The organism is Mixta calida (genome assembly GCF_002953215.1).
GTDB lineage: Bacteria > Pseudomonadota > Gammaproteobacteria > Enterobacterales > Enterobacteriaceae > Mixta > Mixta calida.
The window spans coordinates 2,195,345-2,215,606 of sequence record NZ_CP026378.1; the positions used below are offsets into that span (position 1 = coordinate 2,195,345).

Genomic DNA, 20,262 nt, shown 5'->3' on the forward strand with positions numbered 1-20,262 from the left:
AAACCTTCCCCACGGTTAACACCGATCGCCGTCGTAACGCAGGACCAGGCTTAACGACAAAAAATACCATTAATAAATGTATGGACATTGCATTATCGGGAAACTGGACTAACTTTATTAACGAGTTCCTGTGTAACCCTTTGCTGTAGACGCTTTTTCGTCATCCGGTTCCGGTTCATTGCCACGGAGCCGGATTTTTTTTATCCACTGAATGTCGCCGCCAACGGCTATTCTCTCCCTTCCCTGCGTAAATCACTGGCCCTGGCAGTAAGATGAAAAGCCATAAAAAAACCGGCCCCGTCTTATCAACAGGGCCGGCTTTATCGTTACGGCTTAGCGGCGGGCGCGCACCAGCTGGTAGCGGCGCGTGAAGTATTCAAACGGCGCGCTCCAGACATGCACCAGGCGGGTAAAGGGAAACACGAGGAAAATCGTCATGCCCAACACCAGATGAACGCGATAAATCCACTCCACGCCATCCAGCCAGGTTGAAGCGTTGCCCTGGAAGGTGACCACCGATTGTGCCCAGCCGACCAGCTTCATCATCCCCACGCCGTCGAGATGCCGCAGCGAAAAGAGAATCGAGGTCAAACCGAGGATCAGCTGCACCATCAGAATGCCGAGAATGACAATATCAGCGCGGGTCGAGGTGGCGCGGATGCGCGGATTGAACAGGCGACGCTTCAGTAGCATCAGCCCGCCGACCAGCGCCATCAGGCCAAACACGCCGCCCGCAACCATCGCCAGTTTTTGCTTGGTGGCGATGGCAAGAAAGGGTTCATACACCCAGTGCGGCGTCAACAGCCCGAACAGATGGCCGAAGAAGATGCCGATAATGCCGATATGGAACAGATTCGAGGCGAGGCGGAAATTGCCTTTGTCCAGCATCTGGCTCGATCCGGCGCGCCAGGTGTACTGCCCGTAGTCGTAGCGCAGCCAGCTGCCGATAATAAACACCGTGCCGCACAGGTAGGGATAGATCTCGAAGAAGAAGATGTTGAGGTAGTGCATTATTTAGCTCCTCCGGCTGACAGGTCCAGATATTGCGGCATCGTCTGCTGCTGAATGCGCTGCTGATGCGCTTTCTCCGGCGCGGAGTCGCACTCCTGCGCCCGATCATCGATAAACTTAATCTGCGCCTCCTCCCAGACCGCATCCAGCGCCTGTCGGGTATCGTCACGCGGCTCCTTGCTCACCTGCGCGGCGACGCTGCTGCTGCGCAGCGGGCTGTCCGCCCAGACGAGCAGCGCGTCAAACAGCTGGCTGAAGGCGCTGCCGCGCTGTTGCAACCGCCCGCCGAGCAGCGCCAGGATCGGGGCGACATCCTGTAGCCCCTGGCGCGCCGCCGGTTCCGGCTGAAGACTGAGATATTCCAGATAGAGCGGCAGATAGTCCGGCAGCTCACGGCAGTTCAGCAGCAGTCCCGCCTGCTCATACTGCGCCAGCAGATCGACCATCGCCTGGCCGCGATCGCGCGATTCGCCATGTACATGTTCAAACAGCAGCAGCGAGGTGGCGCAGCCGCGATCGAAGGTCTCGCACCACTCCGACTGGCGATCGAGCAGCGCGCCGCCAAGCCAGCCGTCGACAAAGCCCTGCAACATCGGCGCACGCTGCGCCACCAGCGCGCACAGCTCCTCGCGTTCTTCCCACAGCGCTTTTTCCGGGTATTCCAGCAGCAGCGCGACAATTTTCAGCATCTGCATTACTCGCCCTCCGCTTTGTGGGTGATGTTGATGGCATCGATGCGGCGGCTGTTGAACAGGTTGAATTTGCTGTCGCTGCCGTGGCAGCCGTCGCCGAAGGTAAAGCCGCAGCCGTTGCGCTCCGGGAAGGCGTCGGCCGCCAGCTCACGGTGGCTGGTGGGGATCACGAAGCGATCCTCATAGTTGGCGATCGCCAGATAGCGGTACATATCCTCTACCTGCGCCAAGCTCAGCCCGACCTCTTCGATGGCGCGCGTATCAGTCACGCCCTCAACCGTCTGCGAGCGCTTGTAGTGGCGCATCGCCATCATACGCTTGAGCGCGCGCAGCACCGGCGCGGTGTCGCCCGCGGTCAGCAGGTTCGCCAGGTACTGCACCGGAATGCGTAGCGATTCTACCGCCGGCAGCACGCCGTCGCTTTTCGGCAGCTGACCCGCGTCCGCCACCGACTGAATCGGCGACAGCGGCGGCACATACCAGACCATCGGCAGCGTGCGGTATTCGGGATGCAGCGGCAGCGCCAGCTTCCAGTCCATCGCCAGCTTCCATACCGGCGATTTCTGCGCCGCCTCCAGCACGTTCTCCGGGATGCCCTGCGCCAGCGCTTCGGCAATGACGACCGGATCGTTGGGGTCGAGAAACACCTCCAGCTGTCGTTCGTAGAGGTCGGTTTCATGCTCGGTGCTCGCGGCATCGGCGATGCGGTCGGCGTCATACAGCACCACGCCGAGATAGCGAATGCGCCCGACGCAGGTTTCCGAACAGACGGTCGGCATGCCCGATTCGATACGCGGATAGCAGAAAATGCACTTCTCCGACTTGCCGCTTTTCCAGTTGAAGTAGATTTTTTTGTAGGGGCAGCCGCTGATGCAGAGGCGCCAGCCGCGGCATTTATCCTGATCGATCAGTACGATGCCATCCTCTTCGCGCTTGTAGATGGCGCCGCTGGGACAGGTCGCCACGCAGCTGGGGTTAAGGCAGTGCTCGCACAGGCGCGGCAGGTACATCATAAAGGTGTTTTCAAACTGGCCGTACATCTCCTTCTGCATGGCGACAAAGTTGCTGTCCTGCGAGCGCAGGCTGAATTCGCCGCCCAGAATCTCCTCCCAGTTTGGGCCCCACTCAATCTTTTTCATGCGCTGACCGCTGATCAGCGAGCGCGGACGCGCGGTCGGCTGATATTTACCCTCCGGCGCGTTATGCAGGTGCTGATAGTCGAAGCTGAACGGCTCGTAATAGTCATCGATGCCCGGCACTTCGGGGTTGGCGAAGATTTTCGCCATGACGCCCGCCTTGCCGCCCAGCCGCGGCTCCAGCTTGCCGTTGATTTTCCTGATCCAGCCGCCTTTCCACTTCTCCTGATCTTCCCAGGCTTTCGGGTAGCCGATGCCCGGCTTGGTCTCGACGTTGTTGAACCAGGCATACTCCATCCCTTCGCGCCCGGTCCAGACGTTTTTACAGGTAATGGAACAGGTGTGGCAGCCGATGCATTTGTCGAGATTCATCACCATTCCGACCTGTGAACGTATTCTCATTTTCTCTCCCCCTGCACCTGATCCTGACCTTCGCCATCCAGCCAGTTAATGTTTTTCATCTTGCGGATCATAATGAACTCGTCGCGGTTGGAGCCTACGGTGCCGTAATAGTTAAAGCTGTAGGCGAGATGGGCATAGCCGCCGATCATGTGGGTCGGTTTCGGGCAGATGCGGGTCACGGAGTTATGAAAACCGCCGCGGATGCCGGTCACTTCGGAGCCGGGATATTGGTGATGCGCTCTTGGGCGTGATACATCATGGTCGAACCCGGCTTGACGCGCTGGCTCACCACCGCGCGGCAGGTCAGCGCGCCGTTGGCGTTGAACACCTCGACCCAGTCGTTGTCTTTGATCTCCAGCTCACGCGCGTCATCCTCGCTCATCCAGATAATCGGCCCGCCGCGCGACATGGTCAGCATCAGCAGGTTTTCGCTGTAGGTGGAATGAATGCCCCATTTCTGATGCGGCGTCAGGAAGTTCAGCGCTTTCTCCGGGTAGCCGTTCGACGGAATATGTTGCAGCTGCGTCACGCTGCGGGTATCGATCGGCGGACGATAGGCGACCAGGCTTTCGCCGAAGGCGCGCATCCACGGGTGATCCTGATAGAGCTGCTGGCGACCGGACAGGGTACGCCACGGGATCAGCTCATGCACGTTGGTGTAGCTGGAGTTATAGGAGACATGCTCATCCTCCAGCCCGGACCAGGTGGGGCTGGAGATGATTTTGCGCGGCTGCGCCTGAATATCGCGGAAGCGGATCTTTTCCTCCTCCTTGCGCCGCGCCAGATGGGTATGCTCGCGGCCGGTGATCTCGCCCAGCGCTTCCCAGGCCTTCACCGCCACCTTGCCGTTGGTCTCCGGCGCCAGCGTCAGGATCATCTCCGCCGCGTCGATGGCGCTGTTGATCATCGGCTGACCTTTCGCCGGGCCGTCCGGCTTGACGTAGTTCAGCTGGCGCAGCAGTTCCACTTCGTTCGCCGTCTCCCAGTTGATCCCTTTGCCGCCGTTGCCGATTTTCTCCAGCAGCGGGCCGACAGAGGTAAAGCGATCCCAGGTAGCGGGATAGTCGCGCTCAACGACAATAATATTCGGCGCAGTTTTACCGGGGATCAGGTCGCACTCGCCTTTATGCCACTCTTTAATTTCATAGGGCTGCGCCAGTTCTGCGGGCGAATCGTGCTGAATCGGCTGCAACACCACGTCGGTTTCCTGTCCGAGATGGCCGACGCAAAGCGTGGAGAAAGTTTTGGCGATATCCTTGTAAATCTCCCAGTCGGTGCGTGATTCCCAGACCGGATCGACCGCAGCGGAGAGCGGATGAATAAACGGATGCATATCCGTGGTGTTCATATCATCCTTCTCATACCAGGAGGCGGTCGGCAGCACCACGTCGGAGAAGAGACAGGTGGTGGACATGCGGAAATCGAGCGTCACCAGCAGATCGAGCTTGCCCTCCAGCGCTTTCGTCTGCCACTCCACCTCTTCCGGGATAGCGTCGCCCTTGCCGACGCACTCTTCCCCCTGAATGCCGCTGTCGGTGCCGAGCAGGTATTTCAGCAGGTATTCATGGCCTTTGCCCGACGATCCGAGCAGATTGGAGCGCCAGATAAACAGGTTGCGCGGATGGTTATTGCCATCGTCCGGCTGCTCGCAGGCGAAGCGCAGCCTGCCGCTTTTCAGCGCCTCTACCGTATAGTCCACCGGCGACTGGCCCAGCAGCTTCGCCTGCGCGGCGATGCGTAGCGGATTGGTATTCAGCTGCGGCGCCGACGGCAGCCAGCCCATGCGCTCGGCGCGCACGTTGAAATCGATCAGCTGGCCGCTGAAGCGCTCCTTCTGCGCAATCGGCGACAGCAGCTCGCTGATGCTCAGCTTTTCAAAGCGCCACTGGCTGGCGTGAGCGTAAAAATAAGAGGTGCTGTTCATCTGGCGCGGCGGACGGTTCCAGTCGAGCGCGAACGCCAGCGGCATCCAGCCGGTCTGCGGGCGCAGCTTCTCCTGGCCGACATAGTGCGCCCAGCCGCCGCCGGTCTGCCCGACGCAGCCGCAGAACACCAGCATATTGATCAGGCCACGGTAGTTCATATCCATGTGATACCAGTGGTTGAGACCGGCGCCGACGATAATCATCGAGCGTCCGCGCGTTTTGTGGGCAGTCTCGGCGAACTCGCGCGCGATAGTCTCCAGATGCTGACGCGGCACGCCGCTGATCTGCTCCGCCCAGGCGGGCGTATAGGCTTTTACGTCGTCATAGCTCTGCGCGCAGTTGGCGTCGTCCAGTCCGCGATCCAGCCCATAGTTGGCCAGCAGCAGATCGTAGACCGTCACCACGCGGCCCGCCGTGCCGTCCGCCAGGGTGATATGTTTCACCGGCAGCTGATGCAGCAGGATCGGGTCCTGTTTCACATGGCGGAAGTTAGGGCTTTCATTGCCGCCGTAATAGGGAAACGCCACCGGCGCCACGTCGTCGCGGTGGTCAATCAGGCTGAGACGCAGCGTTACCTCCTGGCCCGCCGCCAGCGGTTCCAGGTTCCATTTGCCCTTTTCGCCCCAGCGGAAACCGGCGGAGCCGTTCGGCGCCACCAGGTCGCCGGTTTCGCTGAAGGCGACGGTTTTCCATTCCGGGTTGTTGGTTTCGCCCAGCCCGTCGGCGAGATCGGCGGCGCGCAGCAGGCGGCCGGAAGTGTAGTAGCCCGCCTCGTTCTCCTCCAGCAGCACCAGCATCGGCATATCGGTATAGCGTCGCGCGTAGCTGAGGAAGTAGTCGCTGGGATTGGTAAGATGAAACTCTTTCAGAATAACGTGGCCCATCGCCATCGCCAGCGCGCTGTCGGTGCCCTGCTTCGGCGACAGCCACTGGTCGCACAGCTTGGCCACTTCCGAATAGTCGGGGCTGATGGCGATGGTTTTGGTGCCTTTATAGCGCACCTCGGTAAAGAAATGGGCGTCGGGGGTGCGCGTCTGCGGCACGTTGGAGCCCCAGGCGATGATATAGCTGGAGTTGTACCAGTCGGCGGACTCCGGTACGTCGGTCTGTTCGCCCCAGGTCATCGGCGACGCGGGCGGCAAATCGCAGTACCAGTCGTAAAAACTCAGGCTGGTGGCGCCGATCAACGACAGATAGCGCGTGCCGGCAGCGTAAGAGATCATCGACATCGCCGGGATCGGCGAAAAGCCCGCCACGCGATCCGGCCCGCACGTTTTAATTGTCCAGATGTTGGCGGCCGCGATCAGGGTGTTTAGCTCGCGCCAGTCGGAGCGGATAAAACCGCCGTGGCCGCGCGCCTCTTTATAGCTGCGGCTTTTTACCGGGTCAGTGACGATCGAGCCCCAGGCGTCGACCGGATCGCTGTGCTGCGCCAGCGCCTCGCGCCACAGTTCTACCAGACGTTTGCGCACCAGCGGGTACTTCAGACGGTTGGCGCTGTAGATATACCAGGAGTAGCTGGCGCCGCGCGGACAGCCGCGCGGTTCATGATTGGGCAGGTCGGGACGGGTGCGCGGATAGTCGGTCTGCTGCGTCTCCCAGGTGACAAGGCCGTTTTTAACGTAAATCTTCCAGCTGCATGAACCGGTACAGTTAACGCCGTGCGTCGAACGCACAATCTTATCGAACTGCCAACGCTGACGATAGCTGTCCTCCCAATCGCGGTTGCTGTTCATCAGCTGACCGTGACCGTCGGAGAACGTGTCGCTTTTTTGCCTAAAATAACGAAACTTGTCCACTAGCTTGCTCATTACCTGCTCCTTGCAGAGGGGGCACCCCTGCGGTTACATGGTTCATTGCATAGCCTGAAAAACAGGCAGAAAGGGAACATCGCTGTGATTAGTTTTTAGAGGTGCGGCGACCGTAAACCAGCCAGGTCACCAGAATGCAAACGATATAAAACACCAGGAACACCTTCATCGCGCCGACCGGCGAGCCGGTCATCGCCAGCGAGGTGCCGAACGCTTTTGGAATAAAGAAGCCGCCGATAGCACCGATGGCGGAGATAAAGCCGAGCGCCGCCGCGGTTTCCGTCACCGCGATATGCTGCGCCTGCGCTTCCGTACCGCCCGCGGCCAGCACGCGTTTGCGCGTCAGGGTGCGAAAAATGACCGCGATCATCTGAAAGGTCGAGCCGCTGCCAAGACCGGCGGTTAAAAACAGCCCCATAAACACGGCGAAAAAGGCGATGAAGTTGCCCGTACCGTGGCCTGGCAGTGTGGAGAACAGCAGCAGCGTAAACAGCGCCATCAGGATGAAGTTGATCAGCGTAACGCGGATGCCGCCGAGCTTATCGGAGACGATGCCGCCCACCGAGCGCGCCAGCGCGCCGAGAAAGGGTCCGAAAAAGGCGAGCCGCAGAATATCAACGGAAGGAAACTGCGTTTTCGCCAACATGGCGAAGCCGGCGGAAAAGCCGATAAAGGAGCCGAAGGTCGCCAGATAGAGCAGGCTCAGCAGCCACATATGGCCGCGCTTCAACACCACAAGCTGTTCGCGCAGCGACGCCTGCGCGCCCGCCAGCGTATCCATGCAGAACCAGGCGGTCGCAACCGCTATCGCCAACAGCGGCACCCAAATCCAGGCGGCGTTCGCCAGCCACAGCGCGCCGCCGTCCGCCTGGTCGACGCCATGCACGCCGAGAAAGGCGAACAGCGGCAGCGTAATCACTACCGGCGTTACCAGCTGCATCACGCTGACGCCGAGATTGCCCAGCCCGCCGTTAATGCCCAGCGCGCTGCCCTGCCGCGCCTTGGGGAAAAAGAAGCTGATATTGCCCATGCTGGAGGCGAAGTTCGCGCCGGCGAAGCCGCACAGCAGGGAGATAATGATAAACACGCTATAGGGCGTGGCGGTGTTCTGCACGGCGAAACCGAGCCAGACGCAGGGAATAATCAGGATGGCGGTGCTGATCACCGTCCATTGCCGTCCGCCGACCAGCGGCACGGCGAAAGAATACGGCACGCGCAGGATAGCGCCAGAAAGCGAAGGCAATGCAGTAAGAAGAAACAGCTGATCGGTGGTGAAATGAAAGCCGACTTTGTTGAGGTTTACCGCCACTGCGCTGAATAACATCCAGACGCAGAAGGCCAGCAGTAAGGCGAAAACCGAAACCCAGAGGTTACGTCGCGCGATCTTTTTTCCGGTCTGAGCCCAAAAACGTGGGTTTTCAGCGTCCCAGCCACGCAGAGAGGCGTGCGTGTTGCGTTGATCTAAAGCCATGTTCATATTCCCTGTCAAAATCAATGAAGGTGGAATGAAGCAAAGCGACAAATTCCCGTAAGCGTAGACGGGTTATTTAGAGGGATCAATAAACGCCAAGAAATAATAAAAAATGTTACAGTTAGATTGCGAAACAAAATAAATGCAGCAAAAACAGTCACTACCAGTAAAAAAGCAGCAATCACTTATTTACCTTGAGGGCAATTAACGGCAAAGACCGTTAAGTTTGGAGGGATAAAGGTCCGTTTTTGTGATCGCTGCCACGCGCCAGCGCATGTTCTCATGGCCATGCGCCATGACCACTTCGGTTTAACATCGCCGCGCCTCTTTCAGTATGCTTTTCCACTGGATAACTTACTGCGGCGCCGCCGCTTAACCTTAAGGTGCATTATGTCCTGTTTTCAGCCCGTCGCGCTTAACCATGCCAGCCGCCTGCTCAATCACGGCCCTACGGTCTTGATTACCAGCGCCGACGCCGCTTCCGGCCGTCGCAACGTGATGGCCGCCGCCTGGTCGACGCCGGTGGAATTTATCCCGGCGCGTATCGCTATCGTGGTGGATAAAGGCGCCTGGTCGCGCGACATCATCGAGCAAAACCAGGCGTTCGGCATCTGTATTCCCACGGCGGCGATCGCCGATCTTACCTGGGCGGTCGGCAGCGTCTCCGGGCGCGAAGAAGATAAATTCGCGCGCTACGGTATCGAAGCGCTGAGCGGCCCTGAGCTGGGCCTGCCGGTTATCGAACAGGGCTGCGCCGCCTGGCTGGAGTGCCGTCTGCTGCCGGAAACCGAGGCGCAGCAGCGGTACGATACGCTGTTCGGCGAGGTGGTCTCCGCCGCCGCCGATGCGCGCGTGTTTAGCGAAGGACGCTGGCGTTTTTCCCCGGAGTGCCCTGAAAGCCATACGCTGCATCACCTGGGCGCTGGCACCTTCGTCACCAGCGGCCCGCTGGTGCAGGCGAAACCGCTTGATGAGGTTGGCCAGCGCAGGCCAACCGCTTAGATTGCTCAGAAACGCCAGGCGGCGGAGAGGTTGCCGCTGACCGCATGATAACCGGCACCGCGCAGTTCGCTGTCAACGCCCGCGCCCAGCGTCAGTTTCGGATTCACCTGCCAGTTTACGCCCGCTTTAATGCCAAGCGCATCGCGCATTGCGGGCTGGTTTTTGCTGCTGAACGCCGCTTTGTTATAAGAAGCAAAATGAGCGTTTTGCGTTGCGGTGCCTGAAAGCAGTTCCCGATCCCAGCTGAGCTGTAGCGTTGTGCTAACGGCGCCGCCAGCGGCAAGAGGTTGCTGCCAGCTTGCGCCTGCACCAAGGCTGGACCGCAGAGAGTCAAAACTGCTGGCATCCAGACGCAGGCGGCTGGCGTCGCTACCCGATTCGGTTACGTCCGGCCGATAAAACCTGGTGTAACTGAGCGAAGCGATCGGGCCGAACATCAGTCGATCGTTTAACGCGAAGCGATAGCCTCCGCCGGCAGTCAGCGCGCCACTCCAGCCCGTCCAGCGGGCGCGGTGACTGACGTTAAAATCGTCTGTGCCGATGCGGCGGGTCATGTCGCTCTCTTCCACGCCGATACGCCCGTTGCCGAACAGATAACTCCCCTTCTGCGCCCCGGCGTTATAGCGCGCCTGTACCCCTAAATCAAAAGAGGTGGTTGTTCCGCGTCCATTTTCCGGCGCGTTTACCGTCACCGACTGATGACCAACGGCGCCATGAAAGCCCCATAACCAGTCGCGATAGCGTTCGCTGCGTTTTTCGGCTCCGGCGACCGTGCCATAGCTGCTCAGCTGGTAGCCCAGCCGCGATCCGGCGCGCTGCTGCTGAAACCCGCCGCCGAATGGGTGAGCGAAGCCGTGCCAGCCGTCGTCCTGTGGCGCCTGTGCCGCAAAAGACGTGTTAATCCGCTGCGCAATCTGCCGCTCGCGGTAGAGCGAGCCAGCAAAGGACGCGCTGTAGGCGGCGGGAGAGAGTTGATGCAGCGTGCTATCGATCTCTTTACCGTCCGGCGAGGAGAAGTCCAGCGCGCGGTAAAGCGGCTGGATATCCGAGCCTACCGCCGTTACGATGCGGTCCAACGCGCGTCCCACCTGCTGTGCATTGCCGTCACTGCCATAACGGCTGTAGGCGTCGGCGGCGCGGCGCATGGTCAACTGCCAGCGTCCCGCTTCGACCGGCTGGGCTGTCAATGTCAACGTCGGTGAATCAAGCAGCCCGGCAACCTCGCTAAATTCGCCGCTGTACGATGCGGCGTTGAACAGCGTCTGCGAATCAAGCTGCCAGTCGGATGCATACCAGTCGCGCTGAGGGACAAATGACAGCTTTCCGGCCAGTTCGGCGTCGCCGTTAACCGTAAGCGTGTCATGCCCGCCGCGCGCGTTAAACTCCAGCTGTAATTCTCCACTCTCGCCCTGCTGATAATCGCCGTTAATGGTTACCGTTCCCAACGAATTGCCCGGCGTCAGCAATCCATTATTAACGAAGCTCCCCTGAGCGTTGAGGGTGTAATCACCGTTGCCTGCGAGCGTGGCGCCCGGCGCAATAGCCAGACTGTAGATTTCGTGACTGCCGTTCAGGGAGGTCACGCCGCCCTCAAGCTGTAGCGCAAGGTTGTTGATGCCGGTGATATTCCCCCGGTAGCCCAGGCGAAAAGCGGGATCGGCCTGTTCTGTCGCGCGCCCCTGATCATCAGCCAGCCGGCCGAAAGTCAGCTGCGTAAGCCGCTGTTGGCCATCTTCAGCTTGCTCTGCGTAATCGGAATAAATATTTCCCGCCAGCGTTGCACCGCGTAACAAATTAATCTGGTTCACCAACGCATTCTGCGAAATATAAATTGCTGCGCCTTTTCCTATTACGCGCCCGCTAATATCAACGTTATTAACCAGTGCGCCGCTTAGCTCAGGTAATACATCATCATAATAACCTTCGACATAATGAATCCAGGAACCGCGATATTCTTTTTCGTCGCCCAGCAGATTATTGCCGAAATCGAAATTAAGCGCGATACCATAATCTCCGTTAGCCTGTATATCGCCGCGCTGAATAAGGTTATGATCTTTTCCATAGGCAAATATAATGCCGCGACCATTCAGCCCGTCAGCATAAATACGTGTGCCCGGCTCAATAATCAGGGTGTTATTTTGTCCGTCGACGCGAATACCGGCGCCGCCATCGCCTTTGGTTAACAGATCCGCCTGCTGGGAGATGCGGTTATTACTGCCATAAACATGCAGTCCCATCCCCAACAGCGCCGTATTATATTGGCCAGGCAAGTAGGCGTCGCCCTGCGCATTGCGCTGGAAATAACCGTGACGGTTAACCAGCGTTTGTCCGTCACCGTAGACGGAAAAGCCGAAAAAATTACGCCGATCAATGTGATAGCCCAGGTCCTGGAGGATTGCCAACTCCGCTTCCATGAAGGTGGTGTAATTGCGGTAGTCCTGGTGGCTCATCAGGCTGTTTTTCAGTTCGCTATGACTCATGTAGTTATCGTCAAGGGTGCCATCATCACTCAGCATTCTTACCGGAACACCGGGCAGCGCGCCCGCCAGCACCTCCTTAACATGCTCGCCGGCGAAGTAGCCTTTATCCTTGCGCACGTCAAAACCCTGCGCATCCGGGGAGTTATCGCAATCATCGCACAGAACAATCTGGCCGGGATGCGCGGGATTACCGTTATCGTCGCGCAGATGAGCATCCCACTGCGTCAGTGGAAAATCAGCGTCGAATCCCGGTGTGCCTTCGCCATTTTGATCGGAGATCAGCCCGCCAATGCCCAGTCCATGCGCCAGTTCATGCAGCGCAACACTGTTCAGGTCAGCGTTGCCGGTGCGCGGTATCTGTGCGGGCAAATAGTTTTCGTTATCGAAATCCAGCTTTCCAAGCGCAAACTGCCCATGCGAGCCAAAGGTTAATTCACCCGGTTTCTCGCCTTGCAGCGCCATCGCCAGCATGTTAATCAGTGAGCCGTCTTTAGCTACGGGTTCACTGTTGCCTACGGCATTTTCCTCGTCAAAAGTGCCGACGTTAATAATCGCGGGAAGCGCCCCCGGCTGGGGTGTAATCACCTGCGCCCAGTAGCGTAATGCCTGTAAGATTTTATCTTTTTGCTGTTGATCCAGGCTCCAGGTTGAGGTCAATGGCTGTGATTGTTCAGTTTCCCCCGACATAAAGGGACCATCCCCTGGTTCGAAAAAACGTACCTGAAAAACCGGATTATTTTGTGCGCCATAAACGATGTTATTTTCCATGGCGTAAAGTGGCTGGGTTAAATATAAGGCGGCCAGCATAGTGGCAATGGCTGTTTTTTGCATAAGTATCATCCCTGTGGGCGAAGAGAGTGAAAGGCTCCGCCCGTTATCCGTTATATAAATATTACTTTTAATTTATGTTAAAGGACGGGCGCGCTTGTTTGCTTTTTGGCGCTCCCGCATGTGCTAATAAATAACATTCAACCTAAATGCTTTATCAATAAAACAACATTAATAACGTCAGCGCCCAGGCTAACCTGAAAAAAGTGGGTATGGCCAGCGTCATTTCTCAACGCATAATAAACAAATATATCGCCCACAAAAAAAGCGCCCGCAGGCGCCTTAATAATAACCATCAGTATTTACTTCAGGCGGAACGCAACCACGCTGTCGCCCTGTTTGGTGCCCAGCGAGCCGTGGCCGCCAGCGGCGATCACCACGTACTGTTTACCGTCGTTGCCCAGCCAGGTAGACGGCGTCGCCTGCGCGCCCGCATCCAGCTCGGTCTGCCACAGCAGTTTGCCGGTGCTGATGTCATAGGCGCGGAAGAAGTTATCCGCCGTCGCGCCGTGGAATACCAGGTCGCCCGCGGTGGTCAGCGGACCGCCGTGCGCCACCATGCCCATCGGGAAGCCGATCGGGAAGCGGCCCGGCAGGAAGCTGGTGTTCAGGTTTTTCGTGGTGCCGACGCGACGCAGCCATTCGGTTTTGCCGCTTTTCAGATCCACGCCCACCATGCGTCCCCACGGCGGCGCAATGCACGGAATACCCAGGCTGGAGGCCAGCTGCTGAATATGAATCGCATAGTCGCCGTGGAAGTTTTCGTTCCAGTAAGGCTGGCCATCCTGCGTGAACATACGTTTGGTGGCGGTTTCCGGCGTACGCTTGATCAGGGTGTATTTATAGGCCAGGCGCACCGGCGAAGCGATCAGGATCTGACGCTCCGGGTCTATAGCCACTGAACCCCAGTTAAACACGCCGATATTGCCAGGGAAGACAATCGAACCCTGCTCGGTCGATGGCGTCCAGGGGTTGCCGTCGTAGCGCAGCGATTTGAAATCCATGCGGCACGCCATCTGATCGAACGGCGTAATGCCCCACATCGATTTCTCGGTCAGCGGCTCTGGCAGGAAGTTCAGGCTGGAAACTGGCTGAGTAGCGGCAAATTTCTCGCCCGCGACGCCGTCGGTGGAGACCGGCACCTGTTTAATCGGGTAAACCGGCTGACCGGTCAGGCGATTCAGCACAAACAGGTTGCCGGTTTTGGTCGGCAGCACGACAACCGGCTGGCGGTTGCCCTGATAGTCGATATCCAGCAGCGAAGGCTGCGACGGGTTATCGCGATCCCACAGGTCGTGGTTGGAGCTCTGGAAACGCCATTTAAAGGCGCCGGTTTGCAGATCGAGCGCCACCAGCGCATCACGGAACTTCTCGGTATTGCTGTTGGCGTCGCGCTCGATGCCCAGCTCATCCGGCGAGGCGTTGCCAAACGGCACATAGACCAGACCGTTTTTCACATCGGCGCTCAGGGTGCCCCAGGCGACCGGCGTGTCATAGGGATAGTTCTGGCCTGCGGCGATCGGCTGGGTCTGCGTCGGGTTGGCCGGATCGAAGTTCCAGACCAGACGGCCGCTCAGCACGTCATAGGCGCGGATCACACCTGACGGGTTGCCCTTGTCGAAGCCGTTATCCATGACAGAACCGCCGACGATCACCAGGTTGCCCGCCACCAGCGGCGCGGCGGTCTGCATCAGTGCATGGGGACGAATTTCGCCCATGTTGGCGCGCAGATCGACAATGCCGTCGTTGCCGAAATCGGCGCAGCGTTTGCCGGTATCGGCGTCGAGCGCCACCAGTTTGGCGTCAGTGGTGGCGTTGAAGATGCGCTTGCGGCAGAGAGCCGGGGCCGCCGTCGCCTGCGCCTGCTGCGCTTCGCTCGGCGCATAGTAGCTGACGCCGCGGCAGGTCTGATGCTGCTGCAAATAGGAGCGATCTTTCTCCGGGACATATTTCCACTTCAGCGCGCCGGTTTCCGGCACCAGCGCATGAATTTCGTTATGCGGCGTACAGAAGTAGAGTGTGTTGTTGACCTTCAGCGGCGTGGCTTCAAAGGTATATTCGCTGGCGTCGTCGCTCTGACGCAGGTCTCCGGTGTGGTAGGTCCAGGCGACCTCCAGATCCTTGACGTTCTGCTTGTTGATCTGGTTTAGCGCCGAGAAACGCAGACCGTTGCTGGTACCGCCGTAGGCCGCCCAGTCATTGTGCGCGACGGCGGCGTCGGCAGGCTGACGGGCGTTGGTGATGGTTCCTTCCTGCGGCAACGGATCGTAGAACATCATGCCGATCACCAGCGCCACGATAATAATCAGCGTGGAGCCCAGAAACGGATGGAATTTGCGGCCGGTCAGCGGGCGCACCACCCACGGCATCGCCAGCCAGACGCCAATCAGGCCGAGAATGTCGCCGCGCGGAATCCACTGCCATTTATCAAAGCCCACTTCATAGATCATCCAGAACAGCGTGACCCACAGCAGCACGGCGCACGCCGTTAAGGCAATTTTCTTGTTCATCATCAGCGTGACGGCAATCACCAACAGACCTGCCGCCATGATCGCGTAGAACGGGCTCCCCCCAAGCAACAGCAGCTTGCCGCCCATATAAAGCATTGCCGCACCGATCAGGGCGATAACAATGCCGGTAATCTTATTAACCATGTTCCCCTCGTAATAATTTACAAAAATAGAGAATTAATTAAAAAACATTACATCAAATCAACACGATTTTAACTTTGCGTCCTCTTTATTAAAATTAAACAAAATCTTATCTGTTAAGAATTAATGATGTTTTAAACGGTTGTTTCACGCTACGTTGAAATTTTTACGCGGTTCTGAGCTCGTAAAAAAAACGTCAGCAATGAAAATAGTCATTTTTGTTTTATAAGGGGGTGAAAATTCCCACGTTTTGCTAAAGCAGCGCCTGCAATAAAGAATTTTATTTATTTTCTGTGGGAATCGCGCGCTGAAAAGCGGTGGAATACTCGTCTTTTAGCGCGCAAATGTTGAGGAAAAATAATTGATGGCGGTTTTGGTAACGTTTACACTTGGCGTTTTTCCGTACTCGCCCGTGCCATTTTGCCAAGCAGCTGAACAAATGTTTCCTGTTCATCCGCTGTCAGACGACTAAGAAACGCCCTGTCCACCTCATTTGCCAGCGGCATCGCCTGTTTCAGTTGCACTTCACCTTCCGCCGTCAGGTAGACGAAACGACGACGCTTATCTTCCGGCGCATGTTCGCGTCGGATAACACCGCGCTTCTCCAGCCGCGAAAGCATCTCCGCCAGCGTCGCCTTGGTGCTGACGGCGGCGTCCATCAGCTCAACCTGCTCAATGCCCGGCTTATCCGCCACCGCGCGCAGCACCGAATATTGCGGCTTGGTCAAATCGGGCAATAGCTGCTGCCAGCAGGCGGTATGCTCCTGAAACAGCTGCCGCATCAGATGAAACGCTTCTCGGTCCAGCACCGGGTGCATAGGCGAATATCCCTTATTGATCAACAGAGTCAAAGTATAAGCCGGATAGCAATTGGATTGAATAATAGTTTGATTTCACAATTATTTGCCGCCCTGCTTTACGCCTGACGCTCCGCTTTCTACATCGCGCGCGGCAGGCACTTTGTTCTTGCACGAACTTTTTTACGTTTTCCTCCTTGCGAACGACATAACGACGTCCTAAGGTAAATGTATTCGTTCGCACACGAACAAACTAAAGGGGGAATGATGAGACTGATTGTCGGGATGACCGGCGCAACCGGCGCGCCGTTAGGCGTGGCGCTGCTGCAAGCGCTACAGGCGATGCCGGAGGTGGAAACGCATCTGGTGATGTCGAAATGGGCGAAAACTACCATTGAGCTGGAAACGCCGTGGAGCGCGCACGATGTCGCCGCGATGGCTGACGTCTGCCATAGCCCTGGCGATCAGGCGGCCACCCTCTCATCCGGTTCGCTCAAAACCGACGGCATGGTGATTATCCCCTGCAGTATGAAAACACTGGCAGGCATCCGCGCTGGCTACGCCGACGGGCTGGTGGGCCGCGCCGCTGACGTGGTGCTGAAAGAGCAGCGCAAGCTGGTGCTGGTGCCGCACGAAACGCCGCTCAGCACTATTCATATGGAAAATATGCTGGCGCTGTCGCGTCTCGGCGTCGCCATGGTGCCGCCGATGCCCGCCTGGTACAACCACCCCGCTACCGTTGCAGACATTACCCATCATATCGTGGCGCGCGTGCTGGATCAGTTCGGCCTCTCTTATCCGCAGGCCCGGCGCTGGCAGGGGCTGACGCACGCCCGGCAACAGGACAACGAGTAACCTACCTTTCAGGAGAACCTTATGGCATACGATGATTTGCGCTCCTTTTTACAGGCGCTGGATGAACAGGGACAGCTGCTGAAAATCAGCGAGCAGGTGCAGGCCGAGCCCGATTTGGCGGCGGCGGCCAACGCCACCGGACGCATCGGCGAAGGCGCGCCCGCGCTCTGGTTCGACAATATCGCCGGCTTTACCGATGCGCGCGTGGCGTTGAATACGCTGGGATCGTGGCAGAACCACGCCATCGCGCTCGGCCTGCCCGCCAGTACGACGACGCGCGCGCAGATAGATGAGTTCATTCGCCGCTGGGACAATTTCCCGGTCGCCCCGGTGCGGCGCGACAGCGCGCCCTGGCAGGAGAACAGCGCGCAGGGCGATGAAATCAACCTGTTCGATATTCTGCCGCTGTTCCGCCTGAACGACGGCGATGGCGGCTTCTATCTCGATAAGGCCTGCGTGGTGTCGCGCGACCCGCTGGACCCGGATAATTTTGGCAAGCAGAACGTCGGCATCTACCGCATGGAGGTAAAAGGCAAACGCAAGCTCGGCCTGCAACCGGTGCCGATGCACGATATCGCCCTGCACCTGCATAAGGCAGAGGAGCGCGGCGAGGATCTGCCGGTGGCCATTACGCTCGGCAATGACCCGATTATCACCCTGATGGGCGCCACGCCGCTGAAATATGACCAGTCGGAATATGAGATGGCGGGCGCGCTGCGTGAAGCCCCCTATCCCATCGCTACCGCGCCGCTGACCGGCTTTGACGTGCCGTGGGGCTCGGAAGTGATCCTCGAAGGGGTAATCGAAGGCCGCAAGCGCGAAATCGAAGGCCCCTTCGGCGAATTTACCGGCCACTACTCCGGCGGACGCAATATGACGGTGGTACGCATCGATCGCGTCAGCTGGCGCAGCAAGCCGATCTTTGAATCGCTCTATCTGGGCATGCCCTGGACCGAAATCGACTACCTGATCGGTCCGGCGACCTGCGTGCCGCTTTATCAGCAGCTGAAGGCGGAGTTCCCGGAGGTACAGGCGGTCAACGCCATGTACACTCACGGCCTGCTGGCGATCATCTCCACCAAAAAACGCTACGGCGGCTTCGCCCGCGCGGTTGGTCTGCGCGCCATGACCACGCCGCACGGTCTCGGTTACGTGAAAATGGTGATTATGGTGGATGAGGATGTCGACCCGTTCAACCTGCCGCAGGTGATGTGGGCGCTGTCGTCGAAGGTGAACCCGGCGGGCGATCTGGTGCAGTTGCCGAATATGTCAGTGCTGGAGCTGGACCCCGGTTCGTCGCCAGCGGGCATCACCGACAAGCTGATTATCGACGCCACCACTCCTGTCGCACCGGATAATCGCGGCCACTACAGCCAGCCGGTGAAAGATCTGCCGGAAACCGGCGCCTGGGTAGAAAAACTCAATGCGCTGCTCGCCAACCGTAACTAAAAGGAGAATCCCATGATCTGTCCCCGCTGTGGCGACCAACATATCGAACTGATGGCGACCTCGCCGGTAGAGGGCGTCTGGACGGTGCATCAGTGCCAGCGCTGTCTCTATACCTGGCGCTCTACCGAGCCGCTGCGTCGCATCGGCCGCGAACACTATCCGCAGGCGTTTCGCATGACGCAGCAGGATATCGATAATGCGCCGGAAGTGCCCGCCATTCCGCCGCTTTTAGCGGACGACGCGCGCTAGGCTGCGCCATCAGGGCGCCCTCTCGCCAGGGCGCCTGCCCAACTCCGGTGCAGTCTGCGCCGCTTTACGTCCGTTAACCCCGCCTCCGCGCCGCTTTTCGATAGCTGGCATCCGCTTTGCTTAATGCAACTGACGATGTTCTTCAGGAGAAAAGCTATGCGCACAACCGCTGCGGCCAGCCGCTACCGTTTTAAAATCTTCGCCCTGCTCTTTTTTATCGCGCTGATCAACTATATCGATCGCGGCGCACTCTCCTTCGCCGCCAGCGCCATCGCGCAAGAATACCGCTTTACCCAGGTGCAGCTCGGCGCGGTACTGGGTTATTTCGGCTTCGGCTATCTGTTCGGATCGCTGTGCGGCGGCTTTCTCGCCGATCGCTTCGGCACCAGAAAGGTCTGGCTGATGGCGGGCGTGCTCTGGTCTGTGCTGGAGATCCTCACCGCCTGGGCAGGCGACCTGGGGCTGGCATTGTTCGGCGGCTCGGCGATTATGGGCTTCGCCGCGCTGCGCGTGATGTTCGGCTTTGCCGAAGGCCCGGCCTACGCCCTGATGAATAAGGCGATCGCCCACTGGGCGCCGGACAACGAACGCGGCATGGCGCTGGGTATCGGCCTGCTCAGCACCCAGGTCGGCTCGCTACTGACCGCGCCGGTGGCGGTGACGCTGCTGCTGCTGACCAATGACTGGCGGATGATGTTTATTCTACTTGGCGCGTTGTCGCTGCTGGCTATGGTGCTGTTCGCTCGCGCTTTCAGCGATACGCCGGCGGATCAGCCGCGCGTCAATGCGGCGGAGCGCGCGCTGATCCGCGACGGTCAGCAGGCACAGCCAATCCAGGACACGCCGCTGCCCTGGTGGCGCTTTTTCACCAGCCGTACGCTGGTGTGCAATGCGCTGGGCTACTTCTCTTTTCTCTATATCACCTTTACCCTGGTCACCTGGGCGCCGAAGTATCTGATGGATAACTTTCATTTCGATCTGCATGCGCTCGGCTACGTGGCGATGATCCCCTGGAGCGGCGCCTGCATTACCGTGTTGCTGGGCGGCCGTATCGCCGATCTGCTGCTACGGCGCTTCGCCAGTCTGCGCCTGGCGCGCAACCTGTTTGCCGCGGTGACGCTACTGCTGGCCGGCAGTTGTTTTCTGGCGATCCCGTGGATGCCCTCGGCAAGCGCTATTATCGCGCTGATGACGCTGGGCAATGCGCTGAACGCGCTGGTCAATAACGTCTACTGGTCGGTGGTGATTGATGTGACGCCGCGCGCCAGCGTCGGCGCCTACAGCGGCATTACGCTGGCGATCGCTAACCTGGCGTCGATTATCTCGCCGATGCTGAGCGGCTGGCTGGCGCAGCATTACGGCTATAACGCCATGTTTACCGCCACGGCGCTGATCGCCTTCGCCAGTATGCTGGCGATGACGCTGTTGCAACCGGAGAAAAAGCTGGCCGCCTCGCGCGTCGCCACGCAGCTGACGGCCGCCTGACGCGCGTTGGTAAAATAA

Annotated in this window: 13 protein-coding genes and 1 pseudogene; 5 read left to right on the top strand and 9 right to left on the bottom strand. The window is 58.7% G+C overall.

Going from position 1 to position 20,262, the window contains the following annotated elements; genetic code table 11:
* Positions 1-333: 333 nt before the first annotated feature.
* The 5 genes and pseudogenes from narI to narU all read right to left on the bottom strand — a co-directional run bounded on the left by narI (position 334) and on the right by narU (position 8,448).
* The gene (narI, locus tag C2E16_RS10400; RefSeq protein ID WP_288013931.1) at positions 334-1,014 is read right to left on the bottom strand and encodes a respiratory nitrate reductase subunit gamma; all 681 of its coding nucleotides are present in this window, start codon (positions 1,012-1,014) and stop codon (positions 334-336) included.
* Positions 1,011-1,706, bottom strand: a complete 696-nt coding sequence (narJ, locus tag C2E16_RS10405; RefSeq protein ID WP_038626147.1) for a nitrate reductase molybdenum cofactor assembly chaperone — start codon at positions 1,704-1,706, stop codon at positions 1,011-1,013. The genes narI and narJ overlap by 4 nt, the downstream gene beginning before the upstream one ends.
* Positions 1,706-3,241, bottom strand: coding sequence for a nitrate reductase subunit beta (gene narH / locus C2E16_RS10410; RefSeq protein ID WP_084970108.1), 1,536 nt, complete (start codon positions 3,239-3,241; stop codon positions 1,706-1,708). Before narH ends, narJ begins: the two co-directional genes overlap by 1 nt.
* Positions 3,238-6,977 (bottom strand): annotated as a pseudogene (locus tag C2E16_RS10415) (nitrate reductase subunit alpha). Before C2E16_RS10415 ends, narH begins: the two are co-directional and overlap by 4 nt.
* A gap of 88 nt (positions 6,978-7,065) precedes the next feature.
* Positions 7,066-8,448 (bottom strand): nitrate/nitrite transporter NarU, encoded by a 1,383-nt coding sequence (gene narU, locus C2E16_RS10420; protein ID WP_084970107.1) that lies wholly within the window; start codon positions 8,446-8,448, stop codon positions 7,066-7,068.
* A 390-nt stretch (positions 8,449-8,838) separates the two neighbouring features.
* Between narU and C2E16_RS10425 the strand changes: the two genes are divergently transcribed.
* Positions 8,839-9,450 carry a flavin reductase family protein gene (locus C2E16_RS10425; protein ID WP_084970106.1) on the top strand — a complete coding sequence of 204 codons (612 nt, stop codon included), beginning with the start codon at positions 8,839-8,841 and terminating at the stop codon, positions 9,448-9,450.
* Positions 9,451-9,455: 5 nt separating this feature from the next.
* Here C2E16_RS10425 and C2E16_RS10430 read toward each other — a convergent pair whose 3' ends face one another.
* From C2E16_RS10430 to C2E16_RS10440, 4 genes are all read right to left on the bottom strand, one after another.
* Positions 9,456-12,617 carry an autotransporter outer membrane beta-barrel domain-containing protein gene (locus C2E16_RS10430; protein WP_306552662.1) on the bottom strand — a complete coding sequence of 1,054 codons (3,162 nt, stop codon included), beginning with the start codon at positions 12,615-12,617 and terminating at the stop codon, positions 9,456-9,458.
* Positions 12,618-12,898: 281 nt separating this feature from the next.
* Positions 12,899-13,054: a hypothetical protein gene (locus C2E16_RS20825; protein WP_167401665.1), complete on the bottom strand. Its 156-nt coding sequence runs from the start codon at positions 13,052-13,054 to the stop codon at positions 12,899-12,901.
* A gap of 6 nt (positions 13,055-13,060) precedes the next feature.
* Positions 13,061-15,412 (bottom strand): membrane-bound PQQ-dependent dehydrogenase, glucose/quinate/shikimate family, encoded by a 2,352-nt coding sequence (locus C2E16_RS10435; protein WP_084970105.1) that lies wholly within the window; start codon positions 15,410-15,412, stop codon positions 13,061-13,063.
* Between the two features lie 380 nt (positions 15,413-15,792).
* On the bottom strand, positions 15,793-16,227 hold the full coding sequence (locus C2E16_RS10440) for a MarR family winged helix-turn-helix transcriptional regulator (protein ID WP_084970104.1): 435 nt from the start codon (positions 16,225-16,227) through the stop codon (positions 15,793-15,795).
* 246 nt (positions 16,228-16,473) lie between these two features.
* Here C2E16_RS10440 and C2E16_RS10445 point away from each other — a divergent pair, with 246 nt between their 5' ends.
* The 4 genes from C2E16_RS10445 to C2E16_RS10460 all read left to right on the top strand — a co-directional run bounded on the left by C2E16_RS10445 (position 16,474) and on the right by C2E16_RS10460 (position 20,244).
* The gene (locus C2E16_RS10445) at positions 16,474-17,061 is read left to right on the top strand and encodes a non-oxidative hydroxyarylic acid decarboxylases subunit B (protein ID WP_084970103.1); all 588 of its coding nucleotides are present in this window, start codon (positions 16,474-16,476) and stop codon (positions 17,059-17,061) included.
* Between the two features lie 21 nt (positions 17,062-17,082).
* Complete coding sequence (locus tag C2E16_RS10450; protein WP_084970102.1) at positions 17,083-18,510, top strand: non-oxidative hydroxyarylic acid decarboxylases subunit C; 1,428 nt, start codon at positions 17,083-17,085, stop codon at positions 18,508-18,510.
* 12 nt (positions 18,511-18,522) lie between these two features.
* Positions 18,523-18,759, top strand: a complete 237-nt coding sequence (locus C2E16_RS10455) for a non-oxidative hydroxyarylic acid decarboxylases subunit D (RefSeq protein ID WP_084970101.1) — start codon at positions 18,523-18,525, stop codon at positions 18,757-18,759.
* Between the two features lie 156 nt (positions 18,760-18,915).
* Positions 18,916-20,244 (top strand): MFS transporter, encoded by a 1,329-nt coding sequence (locus C2E16_RS10460; protein ID WP_038626130.1) that lies wholly within the window; start codon positions 18,916-18,918, stop codon positions 20,242-20,244.
* Positions 20,245-20,262: the final 18 nt, after the last annotated feature.